Here is a 26,437-nt window from a genome sequence, read left to right as displayed (position 1 = left end):
ATGACGCTGGCGAGCGGCACGGTGGCCGGTGCGAACGCCTGCGCGAGCAGCGTCGCGTTGATTCGCGCGGCCGAACTGGTGGCGTCGCCGTGGAAGAACGGCGGCGGCGTCACGCGCGAAGTCGCGGCGCATCGCGCGGACGCGGGGCTCGATGCGTTCGTCTGGCGCGTGAGCGTGGCGGACGTGGCGCAAGCCGGACCGTTTTCCCGCTTTGCAGGAATCGATCGCACGCTTGTGCTGCTGTCCGGCGCGGGCATGCTGCTCGACGAAGCACACAGCGACAACGCAGTGAAGACGCATGCACTGACGCGCCCGCTCGACATTGCGCGCTTTGCCGGCGAGGCGCGCATCGACGCGCGGCTCGTCGACGGTCCGACGCGCGACTTCAATCTGATGGTGCGCCGCGGCGCGGCGCGAGGCGAACTCGAAGTATGGCGCCAAACGCAGCAGGTGCAGAAGGTGCAGCAGAGCACGCAACCGCAAAGTGAGCGCATGCTCAGCGCCGACGTCGCGCTGCTGTATTGCGCGAGCGGCGCGCTGACCGTCACATTGGGCGACGCGCGAGCGAACGCACGGGCCGACGCACAGCGGCATCACCTGCAAACAGGCGACACGCTGCGCATCGACGCGCCGAACGCGCTGTCATGCACGATGGAGGGCGAGGGCGCCTTGCTGGCCATTCGCCTGCGCTACACGCCGGAATGACGGCGAGGCGCACGCGCGCAGGAACATCCACAGTACGCAACGCGCAGCGAGAAGCTGCAAAGAGCAAGCGATGAAGCAAACTGTCTGGCATCACCTGAAGCTGTGCCCGAAGGGCGATCCCGACCCTACGTTGCCCGACGCCGCGATCGCGGTCGAAGACGGCAAGATTGCGTGGCTCGGCGCAGCCGCCGAACTGCCTGCCCGTTTTGCCGCGTGGCCGCGCGAAGACCTGCACGGCGCGTGGGTCACGCCGGGCCTGGTGGATTGCCATACGCATCTGGTGTACGGCGGGCAGCGCGCCGATGAATTCGCGCAGCGCCTCGCGGGCGTGAGCTATGAAGAGATTGCGCGCCAGGGCGGCGGCATCGTCTCGACAGTGCGCGCGACGCGTGCCGCGAGCGAAGAAGCCTTGTTCAGCCAATCGGCCGCGCGCCTCGCGCCGCTGCTCGCGGAAGGCGTCACTGCGGTCGAAATCAAGTCGGGCTACGGCCTCGACCTCGACAGCGAGCGCAAGATGCTGCGCGTCGCGCGGCAGTTGGGCGAGCGCTATCCGGTGACGGTCTATACGACGTTTCTCGGCGCGCACGCGTTGCCGCCCGAATTCGCGGGCCGCGCCGACGCGTATATCGACGAAGTCTGCAATACCATGCTGCCTGCCCTCGTGGATGAGGGGCTCGTCGACGCCGTCGACGTATTCTGCGAGCGCATCGGCTTTTCGCTCGAACAGAGCGAGCGCGTGTTCAACGCCGCCGCGCGCTACAAGCTGCCCGTCAAGATGCACGCGGAGCAGTTGTCCAACGGCGGCGGCACGGCGCTTGCCGCGCGGCATCGCGCGCTCTCGGCGGATCACCTCGAGTTTCTCGACGAAGCCGGCGTCGCCGCGATGAAAGAAGCCGGCACGGTCGCCGTGTTGCTGCCCGGCGCTTACTACTTCATTCGCGAGACGCAACTGCCGCCGCTGGAGCTGCTGCGTCGTTACGAGGTGCCGATCGCCATCTCGACCGACAGCAATCCGGGCACGTCGCCCGCCACCTCGCTGCTCTTGATGATGAACATGGCGACCACGCTGTTTCGCATGACCGTGCCGGAAGTGCTGCAGGGCGTGACGTCGCACGCGGCGCGCGCACTCGGCCAGGCGGACCGGCACGGTGTGCTCGAAGTGGGCCGCGCTGCGGACTTCGCGGTGTGGTCGGTCGACTCGCTCGCCGAACTCGCTTACTGGATGGGGCGTCCGTTGTGCACGCGGGTGGTACGCGCGGGCGAGACGGTCGGGGGCTGCAACGTCAACGTCAACCATTGATACGCACAGCCAACTGAAGCCAGGACCTGAGAGATGACCCAACAAAAACAGTCGCTATTCGCCGACCACGCGTATCTGCCGGACGGCTGGCGTCGCAATGTGCTGCTGGAGTGGGGCGCCGACGGCACATTGACGACCGTCACCCCCGATACGCATGAAGCGCCCCGAGGCGCGCAAAAGGCCGCAGGTCCGCTATTGCCTGGCATGCCGAATCTTCATTCGCACGCGTTCCAGCGCGCGATGGCGGGCTTGACCGAATACCGGGCGGCTTCCAGCACCGGCGCCACGGACAACTTCTGGAGCTGGCGCGATCTGATGTATCGCTTTGCCGCGCGCATCTCGCCTGAAGGATTGGCGAGCGTCGCGCAATGGCTGTACATCGAGATGCTGAAAGCGGGCTATACGTCCGTGTGCGAATTCCACTACGTGCATCATGCGCCTGACGGCAATCGCTACGCGAACCAGGCGGAACTCGCGCAACGCGTGGTGGATGCGGCGTCGGCGGCCGGCATCGGCATGACGATGCTGCCCGTGCTGTATCAGTACAGCGGGTTCGGCGCGCGTGCGCCGCGCGAGGATCAGCGCCGCTTTATCAACACGCCGGAAGGCCTGCTCGAACTGCTCGCCACGTTGCGCGCGGCGCGGCCGGAAAACGCGGCTTTGCGCTATGGCGTCGCGCCGCATTCGCTGCGCGCGGTGTCGGAGGATTCGCTGCGCGCATTGCTCGGCGGCCTCGATGGCAGCGCGCCGGTTCACATCCATATTGCCGAGCAAACCGCCGAAGTCGACGCATGTATCGAGACCGAGGGCGCGCGTCCGGTGCAATGGCTGCTGGATCGTTTCGACGTCGACGGAAGATGGTGTCTCGTGCATGCCACGCATGTCGATGCGAACGAGACGCTTGCGCTCGCGAAGAGCGGGGCGGTTGCGGGCCTATGCCTGACCACGGAGGCCAACCTGGGCGATGGTATTTTCCCTGCGCATGACTACCTGAATGCCCATGGGCGCATCGGCGTGGGCTCGGACAGCCATATCGGCGTCGACTGGCGCGCCGAGTTGCGCCTGCTCGAATACGGGCAACGTCTGACGCACCGGCAGCGCAACGTGCTGGCGTCCGCACAGACGCCTTACGTGGCCGATCGTCTGTACGAAGCGGCGCTCGACGGCGGCGCTCGGGCAACCGGTCGCCCGGCCGGCGCGCTGCAGGCCGGCCATCGCGCGGACTGGTTGGTGCTCGACGCCGATCACACGAGCATTGCTGGGCACGCGCCGCATGCATGGCTTTCCGGCGTCGTATTCTGCGAGCATGGTGAGACGCCGATTCGCGACGTGTATGCAGGCGGCGAGAAGGTGGTGGAGAATCGCCGGCATCGCGACGAGGAGGGCGCTTACGTGCGTTATCGCGCAGCGCTCGCCGAACTGCTCAAATGACATGAAGCTTGCGGGTCGTGTAGCCGCGTCGCCGCAAGCTTCTTTCGATCCAGGACTGACATGACTGCTCCGACTACACCGCCGGTTTTCACGCTGCATCGCGGAAGCCTGCCGATGCTGATCTCGATCCCGCATCTGGGTACCCGAATTCCCGCGGATATCGCCGCGACCATGACACCGGTTGCGCTGCGCACTGACGACTGCGACTGGCACCTCGACCGGCTCTACGCATTTGCGAAGCGCATGGGCGCGTCGATTCTCGCGCCGGCTTATGCGCGCTACGTGATCGATCTGAACCGTCCGCCCGACGGTGCCAATCTCTATCCGGGTCAGGACACCACGGGCTTGCTGCCGGTCGATACGTTCGACAAGGAACCTTTGTACCGCGAAGGTTATTTGCCCGACGACGCCGAAGTGGCCCGCCGCCGCGCCGCTTACTGGACGCCGTATCACGACGCGCTCGCGAGCGAGATCGCCGCGCTCAAAGCAACGCACGGCAAGGTGCTGCTGTGGGAAGCGCATTCCATCCGCTCGCGCGTGCCGCGTTTTTTCGAAGGGCGCTTGCCCGACTTCAACTTCGGCACGTCGAACGGCGCGAGCGCGGTGGCGGGTTTGGCCGAGGAATTGGCGGCGGTGGTCGAGCGGCACGGCGGCTATTCGGCTGTGGCCAACGGGCGTTTCAAGGGCGGCTACATCACACGGCACTATGGTGAGCCCTCGCAAGGCGTGCATGCGGTGCAGCTGGAGTTGTCGCAGATCACGTATATGCAGGAACAGGTGCCCTACGCCTACGATGAAGCGCTCGCCGCGAAAATCGAGCCTTTGCTCGAGCAACTCGTCGCCACCGCGTTGGAGCGCGTCAAGGCTTCGTGAGTGACGCGCTAACGGATAAGCGCGCGCTCACAAGGAGGGCGGCCGCCGCGCGTTCGCATTGTGCGTAGGCCGCTATAACGGCAAGCCCGCAACGAAAAAGCCTCGCTAGAAGCGAGGCTTTTTTATGCGCGCGATGCTTTGCGCCAGGGTCGGCCGCCGTTACGCAGTGCGTCGACTTGACGATCAGCGTCGATCAACGGCAGTGACGTTCCCAGTGATGATGCACGCGCACCTTCTTGCACACCGGATGATGGTGATGAGCGGCTTGCGCGGGAGCGATTGCGCTGAAAGCAGCGGCGGCAGCGGCAATGGCCAGGACGATCTTCTTCATTACAAAACCCTTAATCAGTGTTGTGGAACTCCGGGTGCAGCACGACGTATGCCGCACGGCACGCAAGCATGCCACATCGACGCGCGGCGCGGAGGAACGCCGCCGCCGCGTCAGTGTCCATTGCGTGGGTGCGTCGCGCGCAAACGCCGTGTGGACCGGCCTGCGGTCACGCGTGCCAATATAGACGCAGCGATGCCGCGCGCCGCGCCGCTTGCAAGCGAGGCCGTGCAGCGGCTACCCTTTCAGAACGATGACGCTCGCCGCAGCGTCGTCTGTATATCGGGCAAGGTGGAAGACTCAGGATGGAAGATCCGGCGATGGAAGATTCCGACGAATTGCTGCTCCCTGTCTGGCGCGCGAACCTCGTGCTGCTCACGCGCGAGGTGGGCGCGGCGACTCGCCTCGCACGCATGATGACGTTCTCGGCGAGCTATCTGAAGCTGATGTTGTCCGGCCAGCGCGAATTCAGCGAGGAATTCGTGCGCGGCATCGAAGCGGTGACCGGTCTGCCGAATGGCTGGATGAACACGCCCCATACCGAAGACGAGATTCCGGCCAACGCGCGCGCCGCGATCGACAACGAAGAGCCGCTCGCGCGCTTTCGCGGCACCGCGCATCCGGTGCGAAAAAAGACCGTGCTGCGGCCGCCCGAGCCGATTTTTGGTCAGAGCGCGCCCGCTAAACGGATGGAGGACGAAACGCTCGACGCCGAGGCGCATCGGCGCCAGGCGTATTTTCGCAAGGTACGCGAGCTTGCGGTCCAGGAAGTGCGGCGATTCGAGCGGCATCTCGCGCATGCGCCGGTCGAACTCGCGTCGTTGCGCGCGAAAGTGGAGGACGTCATCGCGGCGGCCGATCTCGACGATCCGATAGGCGCCGATCTGGCCGGGCGGCTCGAGCAGATCGAAAAGCATCGTCACTTGCTGCTGCGGCATGTGGAGCGCCTGCAGGCCTTGCTTGCGCAACTCGGCGAGAGCGAGTGATGAGCGGCCCCGTCGGCGGTGTATTCGCGGGACCATGCGGGAAAGCGTGTTCATGACGCGTTGCATGAAGTACGTGCGAATCGCGGCCGCGCTCGTTCTGGGCGCGGCAACGGCTGGCGCCTCAGCGGAGGATGCGGCCTCGGGCTCATCCGCCGACGACCGCGCGCCATACGCCACCGAGCGCGACGTCCATCTCTTCACGATCCAGAAAGACGGTTCCGTGGAGGAGCACGACGACAGCGTGCTGCGTGCGAACACGACGAGCGGCGTCGACGACATCGCGCAACGTTACGTGTGGTTCAACAAGGACATCGAGCACGTGCAGCTGGTCGCCGCGGAAACGATCGACCCCGACGGCGCGACACACCCGGTCGGTCCCGAAGCGATCCGCGACATTCAGGAGCCGCGCTCGGCGGGCGCGCCGAGCTTTCAGGACGGCGTGTTGCGCACGGTGATCTTTCCGGGCGTCGAGCCGGGGTCGCGCGTGCATCTGGCGTTTCGCAAAACGCGCGCCAATCCCCTGCAGGCGGGCACTTTCGCTTACCTCGTGGAGCCGACGCGCGAGCCCGTCGACGATCAACGCCTGATCTTCGATCTTCCCGCCGACGTGCCGCTTTACGCCGACGCGCGCGGCTATACGGCACTGCCGCCGGTCACGGCGAATGGCCGCACGCGTTACGAATTCCGCTACACGCATGGGCCGTATGCGCGGCTCGAAGCGGGCGCCGTCGGCTACGCGAACTGGGGCGATCGTCTGATGGTGTCGACCGTGCCCGACTTCGCGACTTTCGCCGCGCGTTATCGCGGGCCCGCGACCGACGCTACCTTCGGCGATCCGGCGATCGTGCGGCTCGCGCAGTCGCTCACCGCGCGCGCCGCCGATCCGCGTGACAAGGCGCGCATTCTGTATGACTGGATGCGCATGAATATCCGCTATGTGGCGCTGTTCCTCGGCGAGACCGCGGCGATTCCGCACAAGGCAGCCGACATCCTGCGCAATCGTTATGGCGACTGCAAGGATCACGTCGCGCTGTACAGCGCGTTGCTCGCGGCCGTGGGCATTCGCAGCGAGGCCGTGCTGCTTAATCTCGGTCCCTACTACAGCCTGCCCGATGTGCCCGGCTACGGCGCGAGCGCAATCAATCACGCGATTGTCTGGATTCCTGATTTATCGCTCTATGCGGACACGACCGCGGGCGGCGTCGGCTTCGGCTATCTGCCGGCCGCCGTGATGGACCGGCCGGTGCTGCTGGTCGGCGCAGGCGTGCTCTCGCGCACGCCTGCCACGCAAGTGCGCGAGCGGACGGCGCGCGTGCAGATCGACGTCGATGAAAACGGCACGGCGAACTATGCGTATCGCGTGGAAGACGCGGGTTTTACCGCCGAGATCGAGCGCAATATCTTTCGACGCGCGTCGCGCCAGCGCACGCAGCAGATCGCCGGCAATCGTCTGTTGCAAACGGGCCTGCATGGCAGCGCGCAATTGCAGACCGGCGACGTCGCGGCAACCGACGGACCGTTCGCGACATCGATGCAGGGCAAGGTGGAACACTTCGTCTGGACAGACGGCACGAGCGCCGTGCCGACGCTGACGAGCTTCTCCGGCGGCATGGGCTCGCAGGTGCAGGCATGGCTCGCGGAACCGGTGCGGACGCAGCCGTGGGCGTGTATCGGCGGGAACTTCGACGAGACGCTGGAAATCACGCTGCCGCGTTTTGCGGAGATCACCGACATCCCCGCCGATACCGACGTGCAGAACCGCTTCGTCACGTTCTCGTCGCGCTATGTATTCGACCCGGCGGCGCGTGTGCTGCAGATCCGGCGCCAGCTTCGTGCCGCCTTCGGCCACCAGATGTGCTCCGCAGAGGAGTTCGCGGCGATGAAGGACGGCCTTGTGCGGATCGAGCGAGACCTGGACGCGCCAATCGTCGTCAAGGCCGCGCGGCCGCACGAGGCCGCGGGCGCCAGTTAGCCGCGCTCAGCTGTGATGCCCGGCGGCCACCTTGGCGGCCACCTGAGTGGCCCCTCAGTGCCCAATCAAACCACAATCAGGCCAAGCTCAAGTCCCGCTCTTCGTCACAACGGGCACCCAGGCGCCGTTCTTCACCTGATAAAGCGTCGATGCGCCGCTTTTCAGCGCGCCGGTGCTGTCGAACGAAATCTTGCCGGTCACGCCTTCGAAGTCGATCGATTTGAGCATGGGGCGGTAGTCATTAGGCGACGTCGATTTGGCCTGCTGCATGGCCTTGATCGCGGCCCATGCGCCGTCGTAGCCGAACGGTGCATACGACAGGATTTCGCCGCCGAAGCGCTTCTTGAACTTCGCCGAGAAGTCCTTGCCGCCCGGCAGTTGCGCGAGCGGACGGCCGTATTCCCAGGCCATCACGCCTTCGGCTGCGTCGCCGGCCAGCTTGATGAACTCCGGATCTTCGACGCCGCCGCCGCCCACCAGTTGCGCCGTCACGCCGAGCTGCTTCATGCGCCGCGCGAAGCCGGCCGCCTGCGTGTCGAGCCCGCCGAAGAAGATCAGATCCGCGTTCGCCGCCTTGATCCGGGTGATCTGCGTGCTGAAGTCGACCGCGTGGTTGTCGGTGTACTCGCGCGCGACGATCGTGCCGCCGTGCGCTTTCACGGCCTTCTCGAATTCGTCGGCCTCGCCCTGGCCGAAGGCGGTGCGGTCGTCGATGATCGCGATGCGCTTTGCCTTCGTCACCTGCACCGCGTAGACGCCCGCGTTGCCGGCGTTTTGCGCGTCGGTGGAAATCACCATGAAGGTGTTGGCGAAGCCGCGGCCGGTGATGATCGGGTTGGTCGCCGCGGGGTCGATCACGGGAATGCCGGCCTGCTCGTAGACCTGCGAGGCAGGAATCGTCGTGCCCGAGTTGAAATGGCCGACCACTACGGAGACGCCCGAGTCCACCAGTTTCTGCGCGACCTGGACGCCGACGCGCGGGTCCGCCTGGTCGTCCTGCGAGACGATCTGGAATTGCGCGAGCTTGTCGCCGATTCTGATCTTCTGCGCGTTGGCTTCCTCGATGGCAAGCCGCACGCCGTTTTCCAGGTCCTTGCCGTAGCCGGCGTTGGCGCCTGTCATCGGCGCGGCGAAGCCGATCCTGACCGGCAGGTCGTCGGCGAAACTGCAGAGCGGCGCGACGGCGAACGCGGCGCCAACGAACAGAGCAAGCGGTTTGAGCGTGTTGCGGTGACTCATGGTCTCTCCTTACTTCGACAGTTCAAGTGATGAAAGCAGCAAGGTGATGACGCGGTCGGGCGTTCGACAGGCAAGCGTTTTCACGCGGGCACGAAGGCTCGCGATCGACGCTGCCGGAACCACTGCGATGTGATGCGCACGCCGGTCATGTGGCGCGAATATAGGAAGCCAATATCGGGTCGTCTTGGCAGTTCGCGGCGCCTCTCGTGAGCATTTCGGCATAGGCGCCGCGCCGGGGTGCAGGCGCTGTGCCGTTTCCTCGCGGGCGAATGCGGATCGGCGCACATGCGCTCGACAGGCGGCTAAGCTAGGCGTTGCAAAGAGGGGGCTGGAGCCGGTGCGGGAGACACGGCGAGGAGAGAGGCGCGGACACGATGCCCGCGTATGTCGGGAGTCTGCGGCGCCTTAGCGAGGAGCACGAAACCACGCGCGAGGCCATGCCTGCGCGCGGAGCCAGCCAACGAGGCTCACGGGTTTTAGCGCTCGCCTTGCTGACGCAGCACTTCTTCGCGCAGACGCAGCAGCGGCGCCTTCGTTTCCTCGTCGGCCCAGGTGTCGAGATCGTCGATCGCGCGCTGGCAGCCGTCGAGCACCAGATCGAGGTCCACCGGCACGCCGTTGTTCAGCGCGAATTCGATGGTTTCGGCAAACTGCTGGCACTCGTCCTCGCCGTACGAAATGTCGAGGTTGTCCGCGATCACCTCGGCGATGTTGCTGCGTGCCTTGTCGTCGGGCGTCACCATGTCGATGATGCCGCGCGCGACCGCCGGCGAGTAGTACAACGCGATATCGAGCCACTGCGCGGGATCGAAGTCCGGCTGGTCGAACTGGTTCTCGAAGAACTCGATGGCTTCCTGTTCGTGCACCTCGTCGGCGTCGACGCTCATGCACAACTGCTCAAAATACTCTTCCCGCTCGCTGCGGATATAACCGTCCATCGATGCCTCGTCTGCTGAATGCCGGATGCCTGGGAAAGTGGCCGCGCGAGGCGCTTGCCTCGCGCGCGGCACGCATTATAGGACGGCCGCGCGGCCCGCGAGGTTCCGGGCGGCGCAACGGCGGCGACGGACCGCGCCGGATCGTGCCGCTAAGCCGTCTCGGCCACCCACGCGTCGAACCATTCGCGCGGTTGGGCGATTTCGTTTTGCGCGGCCACCAGTTCCAGTTCGTAGCGCCCGGCTTGCCAGGTCGTCTTGACGACCGCGTTGACGGCGGCGAGCGTGTGCTCGAAGGCGGCGCGGATCGTATCGCCGAGCAGCGTGCGCGCGACGAACACCGCGCTCGTCAGATCGCCCACGCCGACCGGCTGGCGCGCGAACGGATAGAGCGGGCGCTGGCCCATCCACGCCTCGCGTTCGGTGACGACCAGCATGTTGAAGCGGTCCGCGGGACTGTTGCGATCCAGCAGATGTTTGACCAGCACGAGCTTCGGTCCGCGCGCAATGATCTCGCGGCAGGCGGTGACCGCTTCCTCCAGCGTTTCGATTTCGCGGCCCACGAGGCGCTGCAACTCGGTGTGATTCGGCGCCATCGCGTCGGCCATTTCCGGCATGGTGTTGACGAGAAACTCCTGGATGCCGGGTTCCGGCTTGCAACTGCTCGCGGCGCCCATCACCGGGTCGCAGAAGTACCAGGCGCGCGGGTTCGCGGCCTTCACGGCCTTGACGATTTCGAGCACCGACTGCGCGTGCTCCGGCGTGCCGAGGTAGCCGGACAGCACGGCGTCGCAGCGCGGCAGCATGCCGATTGCGCCGATGCCTTCGGCGAGCTCTTCCATCTGCGCGGCGTCGATCGCCGTGCCGGTCCAGTGGCCGTACTGCGTGTGATTCGAGAACTGCACCGTGTTCAGCGGCCACACGTTCACGCCAAGCCGACGCATCGGGAACACCGCCGCGCTATTGCCCGCGTGCCCGAAAACGACATGTGACTGAATGCTCAGAACGTTCTTCGTCATGGTATGGCTCGCGCAGGCGGACGTGCGCGACAGGTGAAAACGGGAGGGATGCGCGGCGAGGGCGCCTCGGCATGAGCCGGCCACCTCGCGCGCAAGGCTGCTTCACACGTTGCAAGAACAATGCACGGTCTGCATCGTCAGGAAACAATACATGAGTTTGCCGCAAGGCAGGTGATCCGTCCCCGCGCTGTTGCGCCGAACCATCACCTCAAAGGGCTCAGATGAGCTCGCGATAGAGCGCCAGATAGCGCTCCGCCGACGCGCCCCAGCCGAAGTCCTGGCGCATCGCGCGCCGTTGCGCCCCTTTCCATTCGGTGCGCCGGTCCTGCAGCGCGAAGGCGCGGCGGATGGCGGCCGTCAGGCTGCGCGGCGTGAAATCGTCGAAGACGAATCCGGTGGCGAGATCCTCGGCGAGATTTTCAAGCGATGCATCCACCACGGTGTCCGCAAGTCCGCCCACGCAATGCACGAGCGGGAGCGACCCGTACGCGAGCGCGTACAGCTGCGTGAGGCCGCACGGCTCGAAGCGGGAAGGCACGGCCACCACGTCGCTGCCCGCGATGATGGTATGCGCGAGCTGTTCGTCGAAGCCGAGTTCCACCGCCACGGACTCCGGATGCGTCTGCGCGACCCGCTTCAGGCCATTTTCCAGCGCCGGGTCGCCGGTGCCGAACACGACGAGCTGGCCACCGCGTTTGACGATCTCCGGCACCGTTTCGAGCAGCAGGTCGAGGCCCTTCTGCTCGGTCAGGCGGCTCACTACGCCGAACAGCAACGCATCGCTTTTCTGCGCGAGACCAAAGCGTTTTTGCAAGGCCTCCTTGCACGCGAGCTTGCCGGCGAGGCGCGTCGCGGTGTAGCGGTGCTCGAGGAGCGCGTCGTTCGCGGGGCTCCACACCGTGTAGTCGACGCCATTCAGAATGCCGCTCAGGTCGTGGGCACGGCTGCGCAACAAACCGTCCAGGCCGCCGCCTTGCGCGAGCGTCTGGATTTCACGGGCGTAAGTCGGGCTCACGGTCGTGATGCGGTCGCTGTAGTAGAGCCCCGCCTTCAGGAACGACAGTTGTCCGTAGAATTCGACGCCCTGCATGCTGAAGAAATCGTCCGGCAGGCCGAGCTGGCCGAACTGCTGCGCGGGAAACACACCCTGATACGCGAGGTTGTGCACCGTGAAGACGCTGCGCGCGGGCGCGCGGCCCTGCTGCCGTTCGGCCGCCTTCAGATAGGCGGCGGCGAGCCCGGCGTGCCAGTCGTGCGCGTGGACGATCTGCGGCGACCATGCCGGATCGAGCTGCTGCGCGAACTGCGCGGCGACCCAGCCGAGCAGCGCGAAGCGCTGCGCGTTGTCGCCATAGGGCACGAGTTCGTCGTTCAGATACGGGTTACCCGGCCGGTCGTATAGCGTGGCCGCGCGAATCATGTAGACGACGAGTCCGTTCGACGGCAGCGTGCCCTGTTCCAGCGTGACGCCCGGCGCATCAAAGCGGCGGCCTAGCTGCGCGACGGGGCGCACGTCGTGCAAACCGGCGGCGACGGCCGGAAAGCCCGGCAACAGCACGCGGACGTCGGCGCCGCGCTCGACGAGCGCGGCGGGCAGCGCGCCCGCGACGTCGGCGAGACCGCCCGTTTTCAGGAGGGGATACAGCTCGCTGGCGACGTGGAGGGCGCGAATCGTCATAGGCTCGGTCTCATTCCTTGAATGCTGTCGACGGTGCAGGCTCGCGGGCGGCGCGCGCGATTACTTCACGTCCTGCCGCAGCGACTCGGGCGTGACGAGCACGACGCCGTCGTCGGTGCGGTAAAAACGCTCGGCGTCGCGCACCGGATCTTCGCCGATCACCGTTCCGTCGGGAATCGCACAACCCCGGTCCACGACCACTTTCTGCAGGCGGCAACTCGCGCCGACGGTGACCTGCGGCAGCAAGACTGCCTCATTGATGTTACAGAACGAACTCACCTTGACGTTCGACGACAACACCGAGCGCGAAATCTGCGAACCCGAGATCACGCAGCCGCCACATACGATCAGATTGTTGCCGGAGCCTTGCAGGCCCTTCATGTCGCGCACGAACTTGGCGGGCGGCAGCTGCTCCTGGTAGGTCCAGATGGGCCAGCTGCGGTCGTACAGGTCGAGCGTCGGGATGGTCGAGGCGAGGTCGAGATTGGCGGCCCAATAGGCGTCGATGGTGCCGACGTCGCGCCAGTACGGCTCGACGTTCGGATCCGACGACACGCACGACATGCTGAACGGATGCGCGATCGCCGTGCCTTGCGTCACGACGCGCGGCAGGATGTCCTTGCCGAAGTCGTGGTCGGTATCCACGCTGGAGATGTTTTCCTCGAGCAGCGAATACAGGTAGTCGGCGTTGAATACGTAAATGCCCATGCTCGCGAGGGCGGTGTCCGGGCGGCCCGGGATCGACGGCGGGTCGGCCGGCTTTTCGACGAAGCCGGTGACGCGGCGGTTTTCGTCCACGGCCATTACCCCGAACGCGACCGCGTCCATGCGCGGCACCTCGATGCAGCCGACCGTGCAATCCGCGCCGTTCTCGGCGTGGTCCGCGATCATGCGCGTGTAATCCATCTTGTAGATGTGATCGCCCGCCAGCACGACCACGTATTTCGGCCGGATCGAACGGATGATGTCGAGGTTCTGGAACACCGCGTCGGCCGTGCCGCGATACCAGTGCGCGCCTTCCACGCGCTGTTGAGCGGGCCACAGGTCGATGAATTCCCCGAACTCGCCACGCAGGAACCCCCAGCCGCGCTGCAGATGGCGCAGCAGCGAGTGCGCCTTGTATTGGGTCACGACGGCAATGCGGCGGATGCCCGAGTTCAGACAATTGGACAGCGCGAAGTCGATGATCCGGAATTTGCCGCCGAAATGGACCGCCGGTTTGACGCGCTTGTTGGTGAGCGGCCCGAGCCGCGTGCCGCGGCCGCCGGCGAGCACGATGGCGAGGGTGGTGCGTTGCAGATCGTTCAGCCGTGCCGGAGTATGCATGTTCGTCTCCTGTCGACCGCCGTTGGCGCTTTAGCGCCTACGGCGGTCCCATACAGTTGTACCGTGGTCGGCCGGCGTCGGCGTTTTGGTGGCGCCTGCGCCGGTTACATGTACCTTGTCCGTGGTGCCTGCAATGGATGCTGCTTTACTTTCCCCGATGCTGCCGGTCGCCCGCTTCTGCATTGACTGAACTTGCGGGCCCGCTGCGCTGACGAGCCCGTCCCGTAGTTCTAGCACTGAATCGGCTCGCGCGGGCGACGTTTGTTGGCCGCAAGCCGTCTGTGCACTCAACTGCGAACGATCGGCCCTCTCGCGCCGGCCCTCCGTGCGCCACGACACAAAGCGGGCGAGCTTCGGCGCGCAATATGCGTGCCACCGGGCGTGCGGGTGAGTGGCCATACGGCGCGTGGCCGTGGTGGTGCGTCCTTTTGCGCCCCCCGCATGCATCGCACGGCGCACGGCGGCCGTTTTGGCGTCTGGTTTGGGCGCTGCTTTCGCGGCTGCTTTCGGCACCTTCGCCGCCGCTGTGGTCGCTTTCGCGGCTTTGCACGCGTCGCTGCGTGCTCGCGGCGGGCGTCGTAGAATCGGTTGCGACCGGGCGGCGGGCCGGCCCCCGCGTACGGCGGGTTTTCGATGTGCGCATGCCGCTGCCCATCCGCATCCTTTCCCGACTCTTTGCGCAGACAATGCCCATCAGCTTTCGCCGTCTTTCATCGCTAGTCACGCTTAGTGTGGCCGCGTTGTTTACGCTGCCCAACGCGCTTGCCGCTTCGCCGGAAGCGCCGGAAGCGGGCTCGCCGGCTCAACCGGCGGTCCCCGTGTCAAGCGCGGCCGCCAGCGGCACAGCCGAGGCCGCCGCGCCGGCCGCCACCAACGCCAACGCCAACGCCAACGCCAACGCCAACGCCGGCCCGGCCTACGGCGCAGAATTGCAGGGCTTCACCTATCCCGCGCCGGTCGGCCAATACCCGTTCACGTCGCAAGGCGTTGCGCTGCACATGGCCTATATGGACATCAAACCGGCGCACGCGAACGGCCGTACGGCAGTGCTTCTGCACGGCAAGAATTTTTGCGCGGCGACATGGCAGGGGACCATCCAGCGGCTCAGCGAAGCGGGGTATCGCGTGGTCGCACCGGACCAGATCGGCTTTTGCAAGTCGAGCAAGCCCGAGCACTATCAGTACAGTTTTCAGCAACTGGCGCGTAATACGCATGCGCTGCTCGAGTCGCTCGGCGTGAAGGAGGCGACCATCATCGGCCATTCGACCGGCGGCATGCTCGCCGTGCGTTACGCGCTGATGTATCCGCGCGACACGCAGCAGCTGGTGCTCGTCAATCCGATCGGGCTCGAGGACTGGAAGGCGAAGGGCGTGCCGTCGCTGTCGGTGGACGATTGGTATCGGCGAGAATTGAAGACGAGTGCCGACGGCATTCGCCGCTACGAGCAGTCGACCTATTACGCCGGCCAATGGCGCGCGGACTACGAACCGTGGGTGCAGATGCTCGCGGGCCTGTACCGGGGGCCGGGCAAGCAGATCGTCGCGTGGAATTCCGCGCTGCTTTACGACATGATCTATACGCAGCCGGTCGTCTATGAGTTCGGCCAGTTGAGCATGCCCACGCTGCTCCTGATCGGCCAGAAGGACACCACCGCAATTGGCAAGGATGCCGCCTCACCGGAGGTGCGCGCGAAGATCGGCCACTATCCGGAGCTGGGCAGGGCCGCGGCGAAAGCGATCCCGCATGCGACGCTCGTCGAATTCGCCGATCTCGGTCATGCACCGCAAATGCAGGACCCCGAAGCGTTTCACAAGGCGCTTCTCGACGGACTGGCGGCCGTGGCGGCAGATCGCTGAGTTCGCCAAACGTGAAGGGAAGGGGCTCCGGCAGCCCCGATCCGATGAGCCGAAGAAGGGCGGCACATGGCATGCGCTGCCTTTTTTGCGAGCGGTGCTTTACTGCGCGCCCGCGAGTTCCTCGCGAATCTCCGCCCCGATTTCAAACGAGCGCAGCCGCGCCTTGTGGTCGTAGATCTGTGCTGTCAGCATCAACTCGTCGGCGCCCGTCTGCGCGATGATCGACTTCAAGCCCTCGCGTACCGCATCGCGATCGCCGATCGCCGTGCAAGCGAGTGAATGCGCGACCGAATTCAGCTCCGCTTCCGAAGCGGCCAAGTGCTCCACCGGCGGCTGCAACTGCCCGGGTATGCCGCGTCGCAAGTTGATGAACTGCTGCTGAAGCGACGTGAAAAGGCGTCGCGCCTCCTCGTTGGTTTCGGCTGCGAAGAGGTTCACGCCGACCATCGCATAGGGCTTATCGAGCGTCTCCGAAGGACGGAATTGCGAGCGATATACCTGCAACGCCGTCAGCAGGTAGTCCGGCGCGAAATGCGAAGCGAACGCAAACGGCAAGCCGAGCGCCGCCGCAAGCTGCGCGCTGAAGAGCGACGAACCGAGCAGCCAGAGCGGCACATGGAGGCCCGCGCCGGGCACGGCGCGAATGCGCTGGCCCACGACCGGAGCGGCGAAATAACGCTGCAATTCGACGACGTCGTCGGGGAACGAGTCCGCGCTGTTCTGCAGATCGCGGCGCAGCGCGCGAGCCGTGGTTTGATCTGTGCCCGGCGCGCGTCCGAGCCCCAGGTCGATACGGCCGGGATAAAGCGATTCGAGCGTGCCGAACTGTTCGGCGATCACGAGCGGCGCATGATTGGGCAGCATGACGCCTCCGGAACCGACGCGGATCGTCTTTGTGCCGCCCGCCACATAGCCAATCACGACCGAGGTCGCCGCGCTCGCAATGCCCGTCATGTTGTGATGCTCGGCGAGCCAGAAGCGCCGGTAATTCCAGCGTTCCGCGTGCTGCGCGAGATCGAGCGTATTCCTGAAGGCATCCGCTGGCGTGGCGCCCGCGATGACGGGCGAGAGGTCGAGGACCGAAAAGGGGATCATTGCTGTTCGCTTGCTGTTTCTGGCGCTTTCACGCGATGGCGCATTCTCGCAAAGCTCCCGGCTTTCTGCTGGCGACGCCGGCATGTCCACGTTTGCGGCAAGGTTTATGCGGAGTTGGCGTGCACCATGGACACCGGGAGCCACACCGTTCCATGCAAGTTCGATATAGATATGGCTGATCGATATTTAACAGCCGCATGTTGCACTGCTACCGTGAACGCCTCTGCCGCACGGTGCATCTCGCTGAGCCGGCACTTGAGCACCGTTTCGAGGCTGCACCGTTGTGGACCGCTGCGGCGTAAGCACGCTCGCTGACAGTGCATGAGGCGTCGCGCGCGCCGATCTTTCGAAAGTACCTGTTGCACGCGGACTCGCGGCAGCGCTTTTGGATTATGAGCTTCGTATAGGGACGAGATCCGGCGACGCCGGTGCATCACCACCCGGTGTGGGCCTTGATCGGCCGGTTGCGTGGCGCGGAAATTGCGCAGCGTTACCGTGTCGCGGCCGGTGGCGAAGTCATCGAAGCGGGCGCTCCGAAGCGCCTCGTCGCCGGTGCCGTGGATGCCGTGTCGCCGCGCGTCGGCGATATTCATCGCGCGGGCAATGCATTTGGTGACCGTACGTCGATGAGCATTCACGTGTACGGTGGAAGTATCGGCGCGCCTGGCCGTTCGGTGTATCCGGGCAGCGCCGGCCGCAAACAGTGTGTGTCCGGCTACTCGAACGACGTGTTGCCGAACATCTGGAATGTGTCGAAGGAGTCCCCGATCTCATGACTTTCGTGAAAGATTTTCGTACCCGGTCTTATGCAGACGTGCGCCGCGCACTGCTCGAACGCGAGGAAACCGCGTTCGTCGATGTTCGCGAGGAAGATCCGCACGCGCGCAGTCATCCGCTCTTTGCCGCGAATCTGCCGCTTTCGCGGCTCGAACTGGACGCGCCGGTGCGCCTGCCGCGCCGCGACGTGCCGATCGTCGTGCTCGACGACGGCGAGGGGCTCGCGGAGCGCGCCGCCGAGCGCTTCGAGAGCCTCGGCTATACCGACGTCGCCTTGCTCGAAGGCGGCTTGCAAGGCTGGCGCAAGGCCGGCGGCGAGTTGTTCCAGGACGTCAATGTGCCGAGCAAGGCGTTCGGCGAACTGGTGGAAAGCGTGCGCCATACGCCGTCGCTGCCGGCGCAGCAGGTGCAGGCGCTGCTCGATCGCGAAGAGAACGTGATCGTGCTCGACGCGCGCCGTTTCGACGAATATCAGACCATGAACATTCCCGGCAGCATCAGCGTGCCGGGCGCGGAACTGGTGCTGCGCGCGCGCGAGCTCGCGCCCGACCCGGCGACGCGGATCATCGTCAATTGCGCGGGACGCACGCGCAGCATCATCGGCGCGCAGTCGCTGATCAATGCAGGCGTACCGAACCCGGTCGCCGCGCTGCGCAACGGCACAATCGGCTGGACGCTCGCGGGGCAGCCGCTCGCGCACGGCAGCTCGCGCCGGCCGGACCCGGTCGTCGACGACGCGCTGCGTCTTGTCGCCGCCGACGGCGCGCGCTCCGTCGCCGACCGCGCCAAAGTGGGCCGCACGTCGCGCGACGAAGCGCGCCGCTGGGCCGACGAAGCGGTGCGCACCGTCTATCGCTTCGACGTGCGCACGCCGGAGGAATACGAAGCGGGCCATGTGCCGGGCTTTCGCTCCGCGCCCGGCGGCCAGCTCGTGCAGGAAACGGAGATGTTCGCGCCGGTGCGCGGGGCGCGTGTGATCCTCGCGGACAGCGACGGCGTGCGCGCGAACATGACGGCGTCGTGGCTCGCGCAAATGAACATCGAGGTGTATGTGGTGGACGGCTTGACTGCCGCCGACTTCGCGGAAAAAGGCGCGGCGCCGGCGGCGCGCTTTGCGCCGCAGCCACCCGACGCGGATGAAATCTCGCCGGCCGAGCTGGCCGCGCTGCTTCAATCGCCGGGCACGGTGGTACTCGATCTCACCAGCAGCGCGAACTATGTGAAGCGCCACATTCCCGGCGCGTGGTTCGCGATCCGCAGCCAGTTAGAGACGGCGTTGCACAAGCTGCCTGACGCGCGCCGCTATGTGCTCACATGCGGCAGCAGCCTGCTCGCGCGCTTTGCCGCGCCCGAAGTGGCGGCGCTCACAGGCAAGCCCGTGCAGGTGCTGACAGGCGGCACCGCGGCGTGGGTCGAAGCGGGGCTGCCGGTGGAAAGCGGCGAGACGCGGCTGGCGTCGCCGCGCATCGACCGCTACCGCCGTCCTTATGAAGGCACGGATAACGCGCGTGAGGCGATGAACGCGTATCTGGAGTGGGAATACGGACTGGTTGCGCAGCTCGCCCGTGACGGCACGCATGGATTCCATGTGATCTGACGGCGGTTGCCGTTGGAGTTGCAGGCCGCCACGCAATCTCGCTGAAGTTGCACGGAGCTCGCGCTGGATTTGCACTGTACTGCGCGGCGCGCGGCGAAATCCTCTGCCAATTCGGTGTAAACGCGCTCTCGTCTAAAGCCGCCGATCCCGTTAGATTAACGTCACTTGGAAGGCTTAATGAGGGGACCAGGGCGACCGGACAAGCAGCGGTTCGTCATTTCCGGCGATGGCGCGAGGTGAGCGGCCAAGGTCGTTCATCGCCGCGCCGGAACGGGACCGCTGCGCGTCGTCCCGCCTGCAGGCCGCCCGGCCTGTCAAACTTCTTCTGGCGTACTGACCGTACCTGCCGTTAGCACGGCTTGAATGCCGCCTCGCATGGGCGACGCTTTGCACAGCGTCGCCTTTTTGCTTTCTGTTGCGTCTGTTGCTGTTTGCAATAAATCGCGCGCAGAGCGCTTCGGCGTCGAAAAACCCCGTTATATGCGGCCTTTTCTGCCCGCATGGCCCATATCGCCGCGATGTGGCAGGTGGCGCGTGCGCTCGCGGTTTTCGCCCCGCGCGGTTATCCTGTAGCGCGCCCCCAGGCAAGTTCTGTGGGGAATCACTACACGACGATGCAGGCATTCGCGCCCGCATCGCTACAGGAAATTCGCTGTGAGCCTGAAACTGCCTATTGTCGCCATGCTGGTCGCGTGCATCGCGCTCACCGCGTGCGACGACCAACAGAGCGAGCGCGCCGTGCAAAAAATCAAGGACCTGTTCAACGCCGTGAAGCCCGACGCACTACTGCTCAAGAACATGACGCCCGGCGTCACGACCGAAGCGCAGATCCGCGAGCAGATGGGCAAGCCCGAAACCGAACGCACCTATACCGACGGTTCCAAACGCTTCGAATATCCACGTGGTCCGCAAGGTTTGAATACGTACATGGTGGATATTGACCGTGACGGTAAACTGCAATCCATCACGCAGGTGTTGACCGCGGCGAATTTCGGCAAGATCCGCATCGGCATGACGGAAGACGAGGTGCGGCGGCTGCTCGGCAAACCGGGCGAGGTCGCGGTATTTCCGCTCAAGCCGGAGACGGTGTGGAGCTGGAAGTGGCGCGAAGGCGGCGTGACGGAAGAAGGCATTTTCAACGTGCACTTCGACGAGAATCACCAGGTGTACACAACGTCGCGTTCGGACGTCGTGCGCGGGCGCTAGAAGCAACGAAAAACAGAAAGACGGGGGCATCATGATACGTCGACGTCGATACAGCCGTATCGGGCTGGTGTTGGGAGGCGGCGCGGCACGCGGCTGGGCGCATATCGGCGCGATTCGCGCGCTGCACGACGCGGGCATCAAGCCCGACGTGGTCTGCGGGACCTCGATCGGCGCGCTGGTCGGCGCCGTCTATGCGAACGGCGATCTCGACTGGCTGGAAGAGTGGGTGTCGCGGCTCACGTGGCAGACAGTCGTGCGCCTGCTCGATCTGCGCCTGTCGGGCGGCTTGCTCGGCGGGCGCAAGGTGATCCAGCTGTTCGCCGACAAATTCAACGGCCGGTCCATCGCGCAGCTGAACATGCCGTTCGCGGCGGTGGCGACCGAACTCGACACGGGCCGCGAAAGCTGGCTGCAGGACGGCAGTGTGGTCGACGCCGTGCGCGCGTCGATTGCGATTCCCGGCATTTTCACGCCGGTGTGGCACAACGGCGTATGGCTCGTCGACGGCGGCCTGAGCAATCCGGTGCCGGTATCGGTCGCGCGCGGCATGCGGGCGGACTGCGTGATCGCGGTGGATCTGAACAACGACATTCTCAACGGACGCGATTTCGGCGGCGCGGTGGTGGACACGCCCGCCCTCGATCCGAACGCGCCGACGCCCGTTTCGCTGCGCCGTAACGGCAAGCCGTGGCCGCGCTGGCTCGCGCCGGCCGAGGAGCGCGTCACCGACGACGTACGCGTGCCGCCCGCGCCCAGCGCCCGCGTGCCGTCTATGTTGAGTTCGATCGCGCAAAGCATCGACATCATGCAGGTGCGGATCACGCGTAGCCGCCTTGCGGGCGAGCCCGCGGACATCCTGATCCAGCCGCGCCTTGGCGGCATGGGCATTTTCGACTTTCATCGCGCGGCGCCGGCCATCGAGGAAGGGCGCGCGGCGGTCGAACACATGCTGCCCGCCATTCGCGCGCGGCTCGGCATGGAGTAGTCGCAACGGCGCGCCGGCCTGGGTCCGGCTGCGCTTCTCGCGCGCCGCTTCAGTTGAGCGAAGGGCGCGCCGTCTATCGAAAAAGCGACCTCAAACTTGCGAAATCGCTGCCGGGCATGCCCGGCGCGCCTGGTATGGCTTGCCGGGAGGCCCCGCAACATCAGGCGCTGCAGGCTGCACCGCGCCTCATGAGTCGCTTGTTGCAACGCAGCAAACTTCGCGCCCGCCTTTGAGAATTTAATTTTCGCTTGCGAGACTCCGCGCCATGCCTGATGAGCCGGGGTGGCATGAGCCGGCTGCATCCGGGCACCCTCAAACGAACCTGGATGGAGACACGCGTGGTGCTATACGGCTTTGGTCCGGTGTTGCTGGCCGGCACGATCCAGACCGTCGAGCTGTCGGTCCTGTCGCTCGCGGCCGCCGTGCTGCTCGGGCTGGCGGGCGCGGCGGCAAAACTGTCCCTTAACCGGCCGTTGCGCGCGCTCGCCACCGGCTACACGACCTTGATCCGCTCGGTGCCCGACCTCGTGCTGATGCTGCTGCTGTTCTACAGCATCCAGATCGCGGTCAATAATCTGACTGACGCGCTCGATCTGCCGCAGTTCGACATTGACCCGTTCGTGGCCGGCGTGCTGACGCTCGGCTTCATTTACGGCGCGTACTTTACCGAGACGTTTCGCGGCGCGTTCCTCGCCGTGCCGCGCGGCCAGCTCGAAGCGGGCAGCGCCTACGGCATGAGCGGCGCGCGCGTGTTCGCGCGCATTCTCTTTCCGCAGATGATGCGTTTCGCGCTGCCCGGCATCGGCAACAACTGGCAGGTGCTCGTGAAAGCGACGGCGCTCGTGTCGATCATCGGTCTCGCGGATGTCGTCAAGGCCGCGCAGGACGCGGGCAAAAGCACCTTCAACATGTTCTTCTTCATCCTGATCGCGGCGCTCATTTATCTCGCGCTGACGACCGTTTCGAACCTTGCGCTGATCTGGCTGGAACGCCGCTATTCGATCGGCGTGCGGCACGCGGAGCTTTAAGACCATGATCGAGATTCTCAACGAATTCTGGCGCGCGTTTCTCTACTGGGACGGCCAGCGCATGTCCGGGCTCGCGGTGACGCTGTGGCTGCTGGTGGCCTCCGTCGGCATCGGTTTCTGTCTTGCGATTCCGCTCGCGGTGGCGCGCGTGTCGAAAAAACGCTGGCTTTCGACGCCGGTGCGTCTTTATACCTATGTGTTTCGCGGCACGCCGCTGTACGTGCAACTGCTGCTGATCTATACCGGCATGTACAGCCTGGAATTCGTGCGCTCGCACCAACTGCTGGACGCGTTTTTCCGCAGCGGTTTTCACTGTGCGATTCTCGCGTTCGCGCTGAACACCTGTGCGTACACCACCGAGATCTTCGCCGGTGCCATCCGCTCTACGTCGCACGGCGAAGTGGAAGCGGCGCGTGCCTATGGCATGAGCTGGTTCACGATGTACCGCCGCATTGTGATACCGTCCGCGCTGCGCCGCGCGTTGCCGTTGTACAGTAACGAAGTGATCCTGATGCTGCATGCCACCACGGTCGCGTTCACGGCCACGGTGCCGGATATCTTGAAGGTGGCGCGCGACGCGAATTCGGCGACCTATCAGTCGTTCGACGCATTCGGCCTCGCGGCGCTGATTTACCTTGTGGTGTCGTTCGCGCTCGTCGCGCTGTTCCGCCGCGCGGAGCGTCACTGGCTTGGTTATCTGGCGGTGCGCACGCACTGAGCGCGCCGTGTTCGCAGCAGGCGGCGCACAAACGCGCGCCGTCGCACGTTGATCCGTATTTTGAAAGGGAGAGCATCTTGCTCCATACCACGCAAACCCAGGCTTGCAAGCTCGCCGTGCAGGACATTCACAAGCGCTATGGCGATAACGAAGTGCTCAAGGGCGTGTCGCTGAATGCGAACAAGGGCGACGTGATCAGCATCATCGGCGCGAGCGGCTCGGGCAAGAGCACCTTCCTGCGCTGCATCAATTTTCTGGAGCGGCCGAACGCGGGGCAGATCGTCGTCGACGGCGAAGCGGTCAAGACGAAGACCGATCGCGGCGGCAATCTCGAAGTCGCCGATCACAAGCAGTTGCAGCGCATTCGCACGAAGCTCGCGATGGTGTTTCAGCACTTCAATTTGTGGGCGCATATGAATGTGATCGAGAACGTCGTCGAGGCGCCCATTCACGTGCTCGGTGTGCCGCGCCGCGAAGCGGAAGACCGGGCGCGCGAATATCTGGAGAAGGTGGGCCTCGCGCCGCGCGTCGAAAAGCAGTATCCGTCGCATCTGTCGGGCGGGCAGCAGCAGCGTGTGGCGATTGCCCGCGCCCTCGCGATGAACCCCGATGTGATGCTGTTCGACGAGCCGACTTCCGCGCTCGACCCGGAACTCGTCGGCGAAGTGCTGAAAGTCATGCAGAAGCTCGCGGAAGAAGGGCGCACCATGATCGTCGTCACGCATGAAATGGGCTTTGCGCGCAACGTGTCGAACCATGTGATGTTCCTGCATCAGGGCCGCACGGAAGAAGAGGGCCTGCCCGCCGATGTATTGAGCGCGCCGCGCAGCGAGCGGCTCAAGCAGTTCCTCTCCGGCAGCCTCAAATAACGCGCCGCGCGCAGCGTCCTACGTCAACCGATGGCCCGCACGTCCAGTCCCGCCCGCACCACGCAGGTCGCAATCGTCGCATTGCCGCCTGTGTCGATGTCGGGCGTCGGGCCGATTGTCGACGCGCTGAATCTGGCCAATGAAATCGACGGCCGCGCGCTGTACCGCGTGCAGGTCTGCTCGTGGGACGGCCGCGCGGTGCCGCTCGCGGGCGGCGCGCAATGGCCTGCCGACGCCGCGTTCGGCGACGCGATTGCATGCGACTGGCTGATTGTCGTCACCGAACGGTTTCAGCAATTTGCCGACTACCGGCTCTTTCTCGCGAGCCTCGCGCGGGTCGGGCAACGCACGCCGCTCGTCACCGGCATCCACCACGGCGTGTGGTGGCTTGCGATGGCGGGGCAATTGTCCGGCTATCGCGTGAGCGTCAACTGGGAGACGTATCAGCAGTTCGCCGAGCAGTTCGAGCGCTCCATCGTCACCCAGCAGATTTTCGAAATCGACCGCGATCGCGCGACCTGCGCGGGCGGTCAGGCCACCGTCGACTTCATGCTCGCGATGATCGGCCGCGAGCACGGCCCGGAACTCGCGGACCGTATCGCGGACACGCTCGGCGTGGGCGTATTGCGCGCCGGGGAGGAGCGTCAACGCATTCCGTTCGTGACCGCGCCGGGCGAGCGCCATCCGCGCCTGAACGATGCATTGCTGCTGATGGAAGCGAATATCGAAGACCCGCTCACGACGGACGAAATCGCGGGGCTCGTCGGCGTCTCCCGGCGGCAACTGGAGCGCCTGTTTCGCCAGTATCTCGGCTCCATGCCGTCCAAATACTATCTGGGTCTGCGGCTTTCCAAAGCGCGCACGCAATTGCAGCGCACGAGCAAGTCGGTCGTGCAGATCAGCCTCGCTTGCGGGTTTTCGTCGGCGGCGCATTTCTCGAATGCCTACCGCGAGCGCTTCGGGGTGACGCCGCGCGAGGATCGCCGCAACTGGATCGACCGCCAGACGGGCGCAAGCGGCGCGGCGGCGAGCGAGCCGCGCGCGGGCGCGTTGATCGAGCGGCCGGATTTCGCGGATTGAATGGCGCGACACGTCGCCGTTGCGCGCGTGACGATGAAACCCCACAGAAAACGTCGCCTATGCGCAAGACGCCGCGCGCACGGTTTCCTACACTACGTGTATTACCTCTCACCTGTAACGAGGATTTGCCATGAACGACCTGACAGTGACACGCAAGACCTTCGACGAAGTCATGGTGCCGGTGTTCGCGCCCGCCGCCTTCGTGCCGGACCGCGGTCTCGGCTCACGCGTCTGGGATACGCAAGGCCGCGACTATATCGACTTCGCCGGCGGCATCGCCGTCACCGCGCTCGGTCATGCGCATCCCGAACTGCTGAAAGTTTTGCACGAGCAGGGCGGCAAACTGTGGCACATCGGCAATGGCTACACGAACGAGCCGGTGCTGCGTCTGGCCAAACGTCTGGAAGATCTCACGTTCGCCGACCGCGCGTTCTTTGCGAACTCCGGTGCCGAAGCGAACGAAGCCGCGCTCAAGCTCGCGCGCCGCGTCGCGTTCGATCGCCATGGAGCCGACAAATTCGAAATCGTCTCCTTCACGCAGTCGTTTCATGGCCGCACGTTCTTCACCGTCAGCGTGGGCGGCCAGTCGAAGTATTCGGAAGGCTTCGGGCCGGTGCCGCAAGGCATCGTTCATTTGCCGTACAACGACATCGAGGCCGCGAAACGGGCCATCGGCGCGAAAACCTGCGCGGTCATCGTCGAGCCGATCCAGGGCGAGGGCGGGGTGATTCCGGCCGATCCGGCGTTCCTCAAGGCGCTGCGCGAAGCGTGCGACCAGCACGACGCGCTGCTCATTTTCGACGAAGTCCAAACAGGCGTCGGCCGTAGCGGCTACTTCTACGCGTACCAGGACACCGGCGTCACGCCGGACATTCTCACCACCGCAAAGGCGCTCGGCAACGGCTTCCCGATCGGCGCCATGCTGACCACGAACGAACTGGCCGCGCATTTCAAGGTCGGTGTGCACGGCACGACCTACGGCGGCAACCCGCTCGGCTCGGCCATCGCGGAGAAGGTGGTCGAACTCGTCAGCGATCCGAAGCTTCTGGAAGGCGTGCGCACCCGCAGCGACGTGCTGAAAGGCCACCTGGCGAAGCTCAATGAACGCTTCGGCCTCTTCAAGGAAGTGCGCGGCAAGGGCTTGCTGATCGGCGCCGAACTGACGGACGCTTACAAGGGTCGCGCAAAAGATTTCGTCACGGCCGCCGGCCAGCACGGCGTGATCATGCTGATGGCGGGACCGGACGTGCTGCGCTTCGTGCCGTCCCTGATCATGCCGCTCGACGACATGAACGAGGGCTTCGAGCGGCTCGCCAAAGCCATCGCCGAAGTGATCGGCGCAAAGGCCGAAGCGACGTCGAAATAAGCGGCCCCAAACCGGCGGTGCGCGCAAGGCACATCACCGCACCGCACCGACTCTGGGTCCACCCATGC

General features: G+C 65.3%; 23 protein-coding genes. 16 read left to right on the top strand and 7 right to left on the bottom strand.

Annotation, left to right across the window (positions count from 1 at the left end; all coding sequences use genetic code 11):
• From ACEN8U_RS24950 to hutG, 4 genes are all read left to right on the top strand, one after another.
• The gene (locus ACEN8U_RS24950) at window positions 1–705 is read left to right on the top strand and encodes a HutD family protein (RefSeq protein WP_310110530.1); all 705 of its coding nucleotides are present in this window, start codon (window positions 1–3) and stop codon (window positions 703–705) included.
• Between the two features lie 70 nt (window positions 706–775).
• Complete coding sequence (gene hutI / locus ACEN8U_RS24945) at window positions 776–2,005, top strand: imidazolonepropionase (protein WP_310110531.1); 1,230 nt, start codon at window positions 776–778, stop codon at window positions 2,003–2,005.
• Between the two features lie 33 nt (window positions 2,006–2,038).
• A complete protein-coding gene (locus ACEN8U_RS24940; RefSeq protein ID WP_310110532.1) occupies window positions 2,039–3,436 on the top strand; it encodes a formimidoylglutamate deiminase in 1,398 nt (465 codons plus the stop codon).
• A gap of 60 nt (window positions 3,437–3,496) precedes the next feature.
• Window positions 3,497–4,309, top strand: coding sequence for an N-formylglutamate deformylase (gene hutG, locus ACEN8U_RS24935; protein WP_310110533.1), 813 nt, complete (start codon window positions 3,497–3,499; stop codon window positions 4,307–4,309).
• Between the two features lie 193 nt (window positions 4,310–4,502).
• Here the strand turns inward: hutG and ACEN8U_RS24930 are convergent, their stop codons facing one another.
• Window positions 4,503–4,640 carry a hypothetical protein gene (locus tag ACEN8U_RS24930; RefSeq protein WP_013587945.1) on the bottom strand — a complete coding sequence of 46 codons (138 nt, stop codon included), beginning with the start codon at window positions 4,638–4,640 and terminating at the stop codon, window positions 4,503–4,505.
• Between the two features lie 317 nt (window positions 4,641–4,957).
• On the opposite strand from ACEN8U_RS24930, the gene ACEN8U_RS24925 reads away from it, so the two are divergent.
• Window positions 4,958–5,623: a hypothetical protein gene (locus tag ACEN8U_RS24925; protein ID WP_310110535.1), complete on the top strand. Its 666-nt coding sequence runs from the start codon at window positions 4,958–4,960 to the stop codon at window positions 5,621–5,623.
• A gap of 52 nt (window positions 5,624–5,675) precedes the next feature.
• Complete coding sequence (locus ACEN8U_RS24920) at window positions 5,676–7,595, top strand: DUF3857 and transglutaminase domain-containing protein (protein ID WP_310110536.1); 1,920 nt, start codon at window positions 5,676–5,678, stop codon at window positions 7,593–7,595.
• Window positions 7,596–7,682: 87 nt separating this feature from the next.
• On the opposite strand, the gene ACEN8U_RS24915 is transcribed toward ACEN8U_RS24920, so the two are convergent.
• From ACEN8U_RS24915 to glgC, 5 genes are all read right to left on the bottom strand, one after another.
• Window positions 7,683–8,834 carry a branched-chain amino acid ABC transporter substrate-binding protein gene (locus ACEN8U_RS24915; RefSeq protein WP_310110538.1) on the bottom strand — a complete coding sequence of 384 codons (1,152 nt, stop codon included), beginning with the start codon at window positions 8,832–8,834 and terminating at the stop codon, window positions 7,683–7,685.
• 476 nt (window positions 8,835–9,310) lie between these two features.
• Window positions 9,311–9,772 (bottom strand): hypothetical protein, encoded by a 462-nt coding sequence (locus tag ACEN8U_RS24910; protein WP_013339733.1) that lies wholly within the window; start codon window positions 9,770–9,772, stop codon window positions 9,311–9,313.
• Between the two features lie 149 nt (window positions 9,773–9,921).
• Window positions 9,922–10,788: a pyridoxal kinase PdxY gene (pdxY, locus tag ACEN8U_RS24905; protein WP_013587949.1), complete on the bottom strand. Its 867-nt coding sequence runs from the start codon at window positions 10,786–10,788 to the stop codon at window positions 9,922–9,924.
• Window positions 10,789–11,005: 217 nt separating this feature from the next.
• Window positions 11,006–12,466 (bottom strand): glycogen synthase GlgA, encoded by a 1,461-nt coding sequence (glgA, locus tag ACEN8U_RS24900; protein WP_310110539.1) that lies wholly within the window; start codon window positions 12,464–12,466, stop codon window positions 11,006–11,008.
• 60 nt (window positions 12,467–12,526) lie between these two features.
• Entirely contained in the window at window positions 12,527–13,792 is a 1,266-nt protein-coding gene (gene glgC, locus ACEN8U_RS24895; protein WP_013587951.1) for a glucose-1-phosphate adenylyltransferase, read from the bottom strand.
• A 641-nt stretch (window positions 13,793–14,433) separates the two neighbouring features.
• Between glgC and ACEN8U_RS24890 the strand changes: the two genes are divergently transcribed.
• Window positions 14,434–15,648: an alpha/beta fold hydrolase gene (locus ACEN8U_RS24890; RefSeq protein WP_413657740.1), complete on the top strand. Its 1,215-nt coding sequence runs from the start codon at window positions 14,434–14,436 to the stop codon at window positions 15,646–15,648.
• Between the two features lie 99 nt (window positions 15,649–15,747).
• Here the strand turns inward: ACEN8U_RS24890 and ACEN8U_RS24885 are convergent, their stop codons facing one another.
• Window positions 15,748–16,743 carry an LLM class flavin-dependent oxidoreductase gene (locus ACEN8U_RS24885; RefSeq protein WP_310110540.1) on the bottom strand — a complete coding sequence of 332 codons (996 nt, stop codon included), beginning with the start codon at window positions 16,741–16,743 and terminating at the stop codon, window positions 15,748–15,750.
• Between the two features lie 428 nt (window positions 16,744–17,171).
• On the opposite strand from ACEN8U_RS24885, the gene ACEN8U_RS24880 reads away from it, so the two are divergent.
• The 9 genes from ACEN8U_RS24880 to ACEN8U_RS24840 all read left to right on the top strand — a co-directional run bounded on the left by ACEN8U_RS24880 (window position 17,172) and on the right by ACEN8U_RS24840 (window position 26,369).
• On the top strand, window positions 17,172–17,519 hold the full coding sequence (locus tag ACEN8U_RS24880; protein ID WP_310110542.1) for a cysteine dioxygenase: 348 nt from the start codon (window positions 17,172–17,174) through the stop codon (window positions 17,517–17,519).
• On the top strand, window positions 17,516–19,117 hold the full coding sequence (locus tag ACEN8U_RS24875; RefSeq protein ID WP_310110543.1) for a rhodanese-related sulfurtransferase: 1,602 nt from the start codon (window positions 17,516–17,518) through the stop codon (window positions 19,115–19,117). The genes ACEN8U_RS24880 and ACEN8U_RS24875 overlap by 4 nt, the downstream gene beginning before the upstream one ends.
• Before the next feature lie 654 nt (window positions 19,118–19,771).
• Entirely contained in the window at window positions 19,772–20,323 is a 552-nt protein-coding gene (bamE, locus tag ACEN8U_RS24870) for an outer membrane protein assembly factor BamE (RefSeq protein ID WP_310110544.1), read from the top strand.
• A 31-nt stretch (window positions 20,324–20,354) separates the two neighbouring features.
• Window positions 20,355–21,308, top strand: a complete 954-nt coding sequence (locus tag ACEN8U_RS24865) for a patatin-like phospholipase family protein (RefSeq protein WP_310110546.1) — start codon at window positions 20,355–20,357, stop codon at window positions 21,306–21,308.
• A gap of 338 nt (window positions 21,309–21,646) precedes the next feature.
• Window positions 21,647–22,336: an ABC transporter permease gene (locus ACEN8U_RS24860; RefSeq protein WP_028361041.1), complete on the top strand. Its 690-nt coding sequence runs from the start codon at window positions 21,647–21,649 to the stop codon at window positions 22,334–22,336.
• Window positions 22,337–22,340: 4 nt separating this feature from the next.
• Complete coding sequence (locus ACEN8U_RS24855; RefSeq protein ID WP_013587959.1) at window positions 22,341–23,054, top strand: ABC transporter permease; 714 nt, start codon at window positions 22,341–22,343, stop codon at window positions 23,052–23,054.
• A 77-nt stretch (window positions 23,055–23,131) separates the two neighbouring features.
• A complete protein-coding gene (locus ACEN8U_RS24850; RefSeq protein WP_310110547.1) occupies window positions 23,132–23,923 on the top strand; it encodes an ABC transporter ATP-binding protein in 792 nt (263 codons plus the stop codon).
• Between the two features lie 30 nt (window positions 23,924–23,953).
• Window positions 23,954–25,003, top strand: coding sequence for a GlxA family transcriptional regulator (locus tag ACEN8U_RS24845; protein ID WP_013587961.1), 1,050 nt, complete (start codon window positions 23,954–23,956; stop codon window positions 25,001–25,003).
• A gap of 130 nt (window positions 25,004–25,133) precedes the next feature.
• Entirely contained in the window at window positions 25,134–26,369 is a 1,236-nt protein-coding gene (locus tag ACEN8U_RS24840) for an aspartate aminotransferase family protein (RefSeq protein WP_309583249.1), read from the top strand.
• Window positions 26,370–26,437 lie beyond the last annotated feature (68 nt).

The sequence above is a fragment of the Paraburkholderia phenoliruptrix genome, from assembly GCF_047325075.1.
Classification (GTDB): domain Bacteria; phylum Pseudomonadota; class Gammaproteobacteria; order Burkholderiales; family Burkholderiaceae; genus Paraburkholderia; species Paraburkholderia phenoliruptrix.
Note: the sequence above shows the minus strand (reverse complement) of the source record. Positions and strands in the feature narration are given on the sequence as shown.

Excerpts from the sequence above, each read along its gene's own strand:
- ACEN8U_RS24875 (WP_310110543.1), top strand. The coding sequence starts at position 17,516 with ATGACTTTCGTGAAAGATTTTCGTACCCGGTCTTATGCAGACGTGCGC.
- pdxY (WP_013587949.1), bottom strand. The coding sequence starts at position 10,788 with ATGACGAAGAACGTTCTGAGCATTCAGTCACATGTCGTTTTCGGGCAC.
- ACEN8U_RS24920 (WP_310110536.1), top strand. The coding sequence starts at position 5,676 with ATGACGCGTTGCATGAAGTACGTGCGAATCGCGGCCGCGCTCGTTCTG.
- glgA (WP_310110539.1), bottom strand. The coding sequence starts at position 12,466 with ATGACGATTCGCGCCCTCCACGTCGCCAGCGAGCTGTATCCCCTCCTG.
- ACEN8U_RS24845 (WP_013587961.1), top strand. The coding sequence starts at position 23,954 with ATGGCCCGCACGTCCAGTCCCGCCCGCACCACGCAGGTCGCAATCGTC.
- ACEN8U_RS24930 (WP_013587945.1), bottom strand. The coding sequence starts at position 4,640 with ATGAAGAAGATCGTCCTGGCCATTGCCGCTGCCGCCGCTGCTTTCAGC.
- hutG (WP_310110533.1), top strand. The coding sequence starts at position 3,497 with ATGACTGCTCCGACTACACCGCCGGTTTTCACGCTGCATCGCGGAAGC.
- ACEN8U_RS24885 (WP_310110540.1), bottom strand. The coding sequence starts at position 16,743 with ATGATCCCCTTTTCGGTCCTCGACCTCTCGCCCGTCATCGCGGGCGCC.
- ACEN8U_RS24855 (WP_013587959.1), top strand. The coding sequence starts at position 22,341 with ATGATCGAGATTCTCAACGAATTCTGGCGCGCGTTTCTCTACTGGGAC.
- ACEN8U_RS24910 (WP_013339733.1), bottom strand. The coding sequence starts at position 9,772 with ATGGACGGTTATATCCGCAGCGAGCGGGAAGAGTATTTTGAGCAGTTG.
- ACEN8U_RS24840 (WP_309583249.1), top strand. The coding sequence starts at position 25,134 with ATGAACGACCTGACAGTGACACGCAAGACCTTCGACGAAGTCATGGTG.
- ACEN8U_RS24915 (WP_310110538.1), bottom strand. The coding sequence starts at position 8,834 with ATGAGTCACCGCAACACGCTCAAACCGCTTGCTCTGTTCGTTGGCGCC.
- hutI (WP_310110531.1), top strand. The coding sequence starts at position 776 with ATGAAGCAAACTGTCTGGCATCACCTGAAGCTGTGCCCGAAGGGCGAT.
- glgC (WP_013587951.1), bottom strand. The coding sequence starts at position 13,792 with ATGCATACTCCGGCACGGCTGAACGATCTGCAACGCACCACCCTCGCC.
- ACEN8U_RS24940 (WP_310110532.1), top strand. The coding sequence starts at position 2,039 with ATGACCCAACAAAAACAGTCGCTATTCGCCGACCACGCGTATCTGCCG.
- ACEN8U_RS24865 (WP_310110546.1), top strand. The coding sequence starts at position 20,355 with ATGATACGTCGACGTCGATACAGCCGTATCGGGCTGGTGTTGGGAGGC.
- ACEN8U_RS24950 (WP_310110530.1), top strand. The coding sequence starts at position 1 with ATGACGCTGGCGAGCGGCACGGTGGCCGGTGCGAACGCCTGCGCGAGC.
- ACEN8U_RS24890 (WP_413657740.1), top strand. The coding sequence starts at position 14,434 with ATGCCGCTGCCCATCCGCATCCTTTCCCGACTCTTTGCGCAGACAATG.
- ACEN8U_RS24925 (WP_310110535.1), top strand. The coding sequence starts at position 4,958 with ATGGAAGATTCCGACGAATTGCTGCTCCCTGTCTGGCGCGCGAACCTC.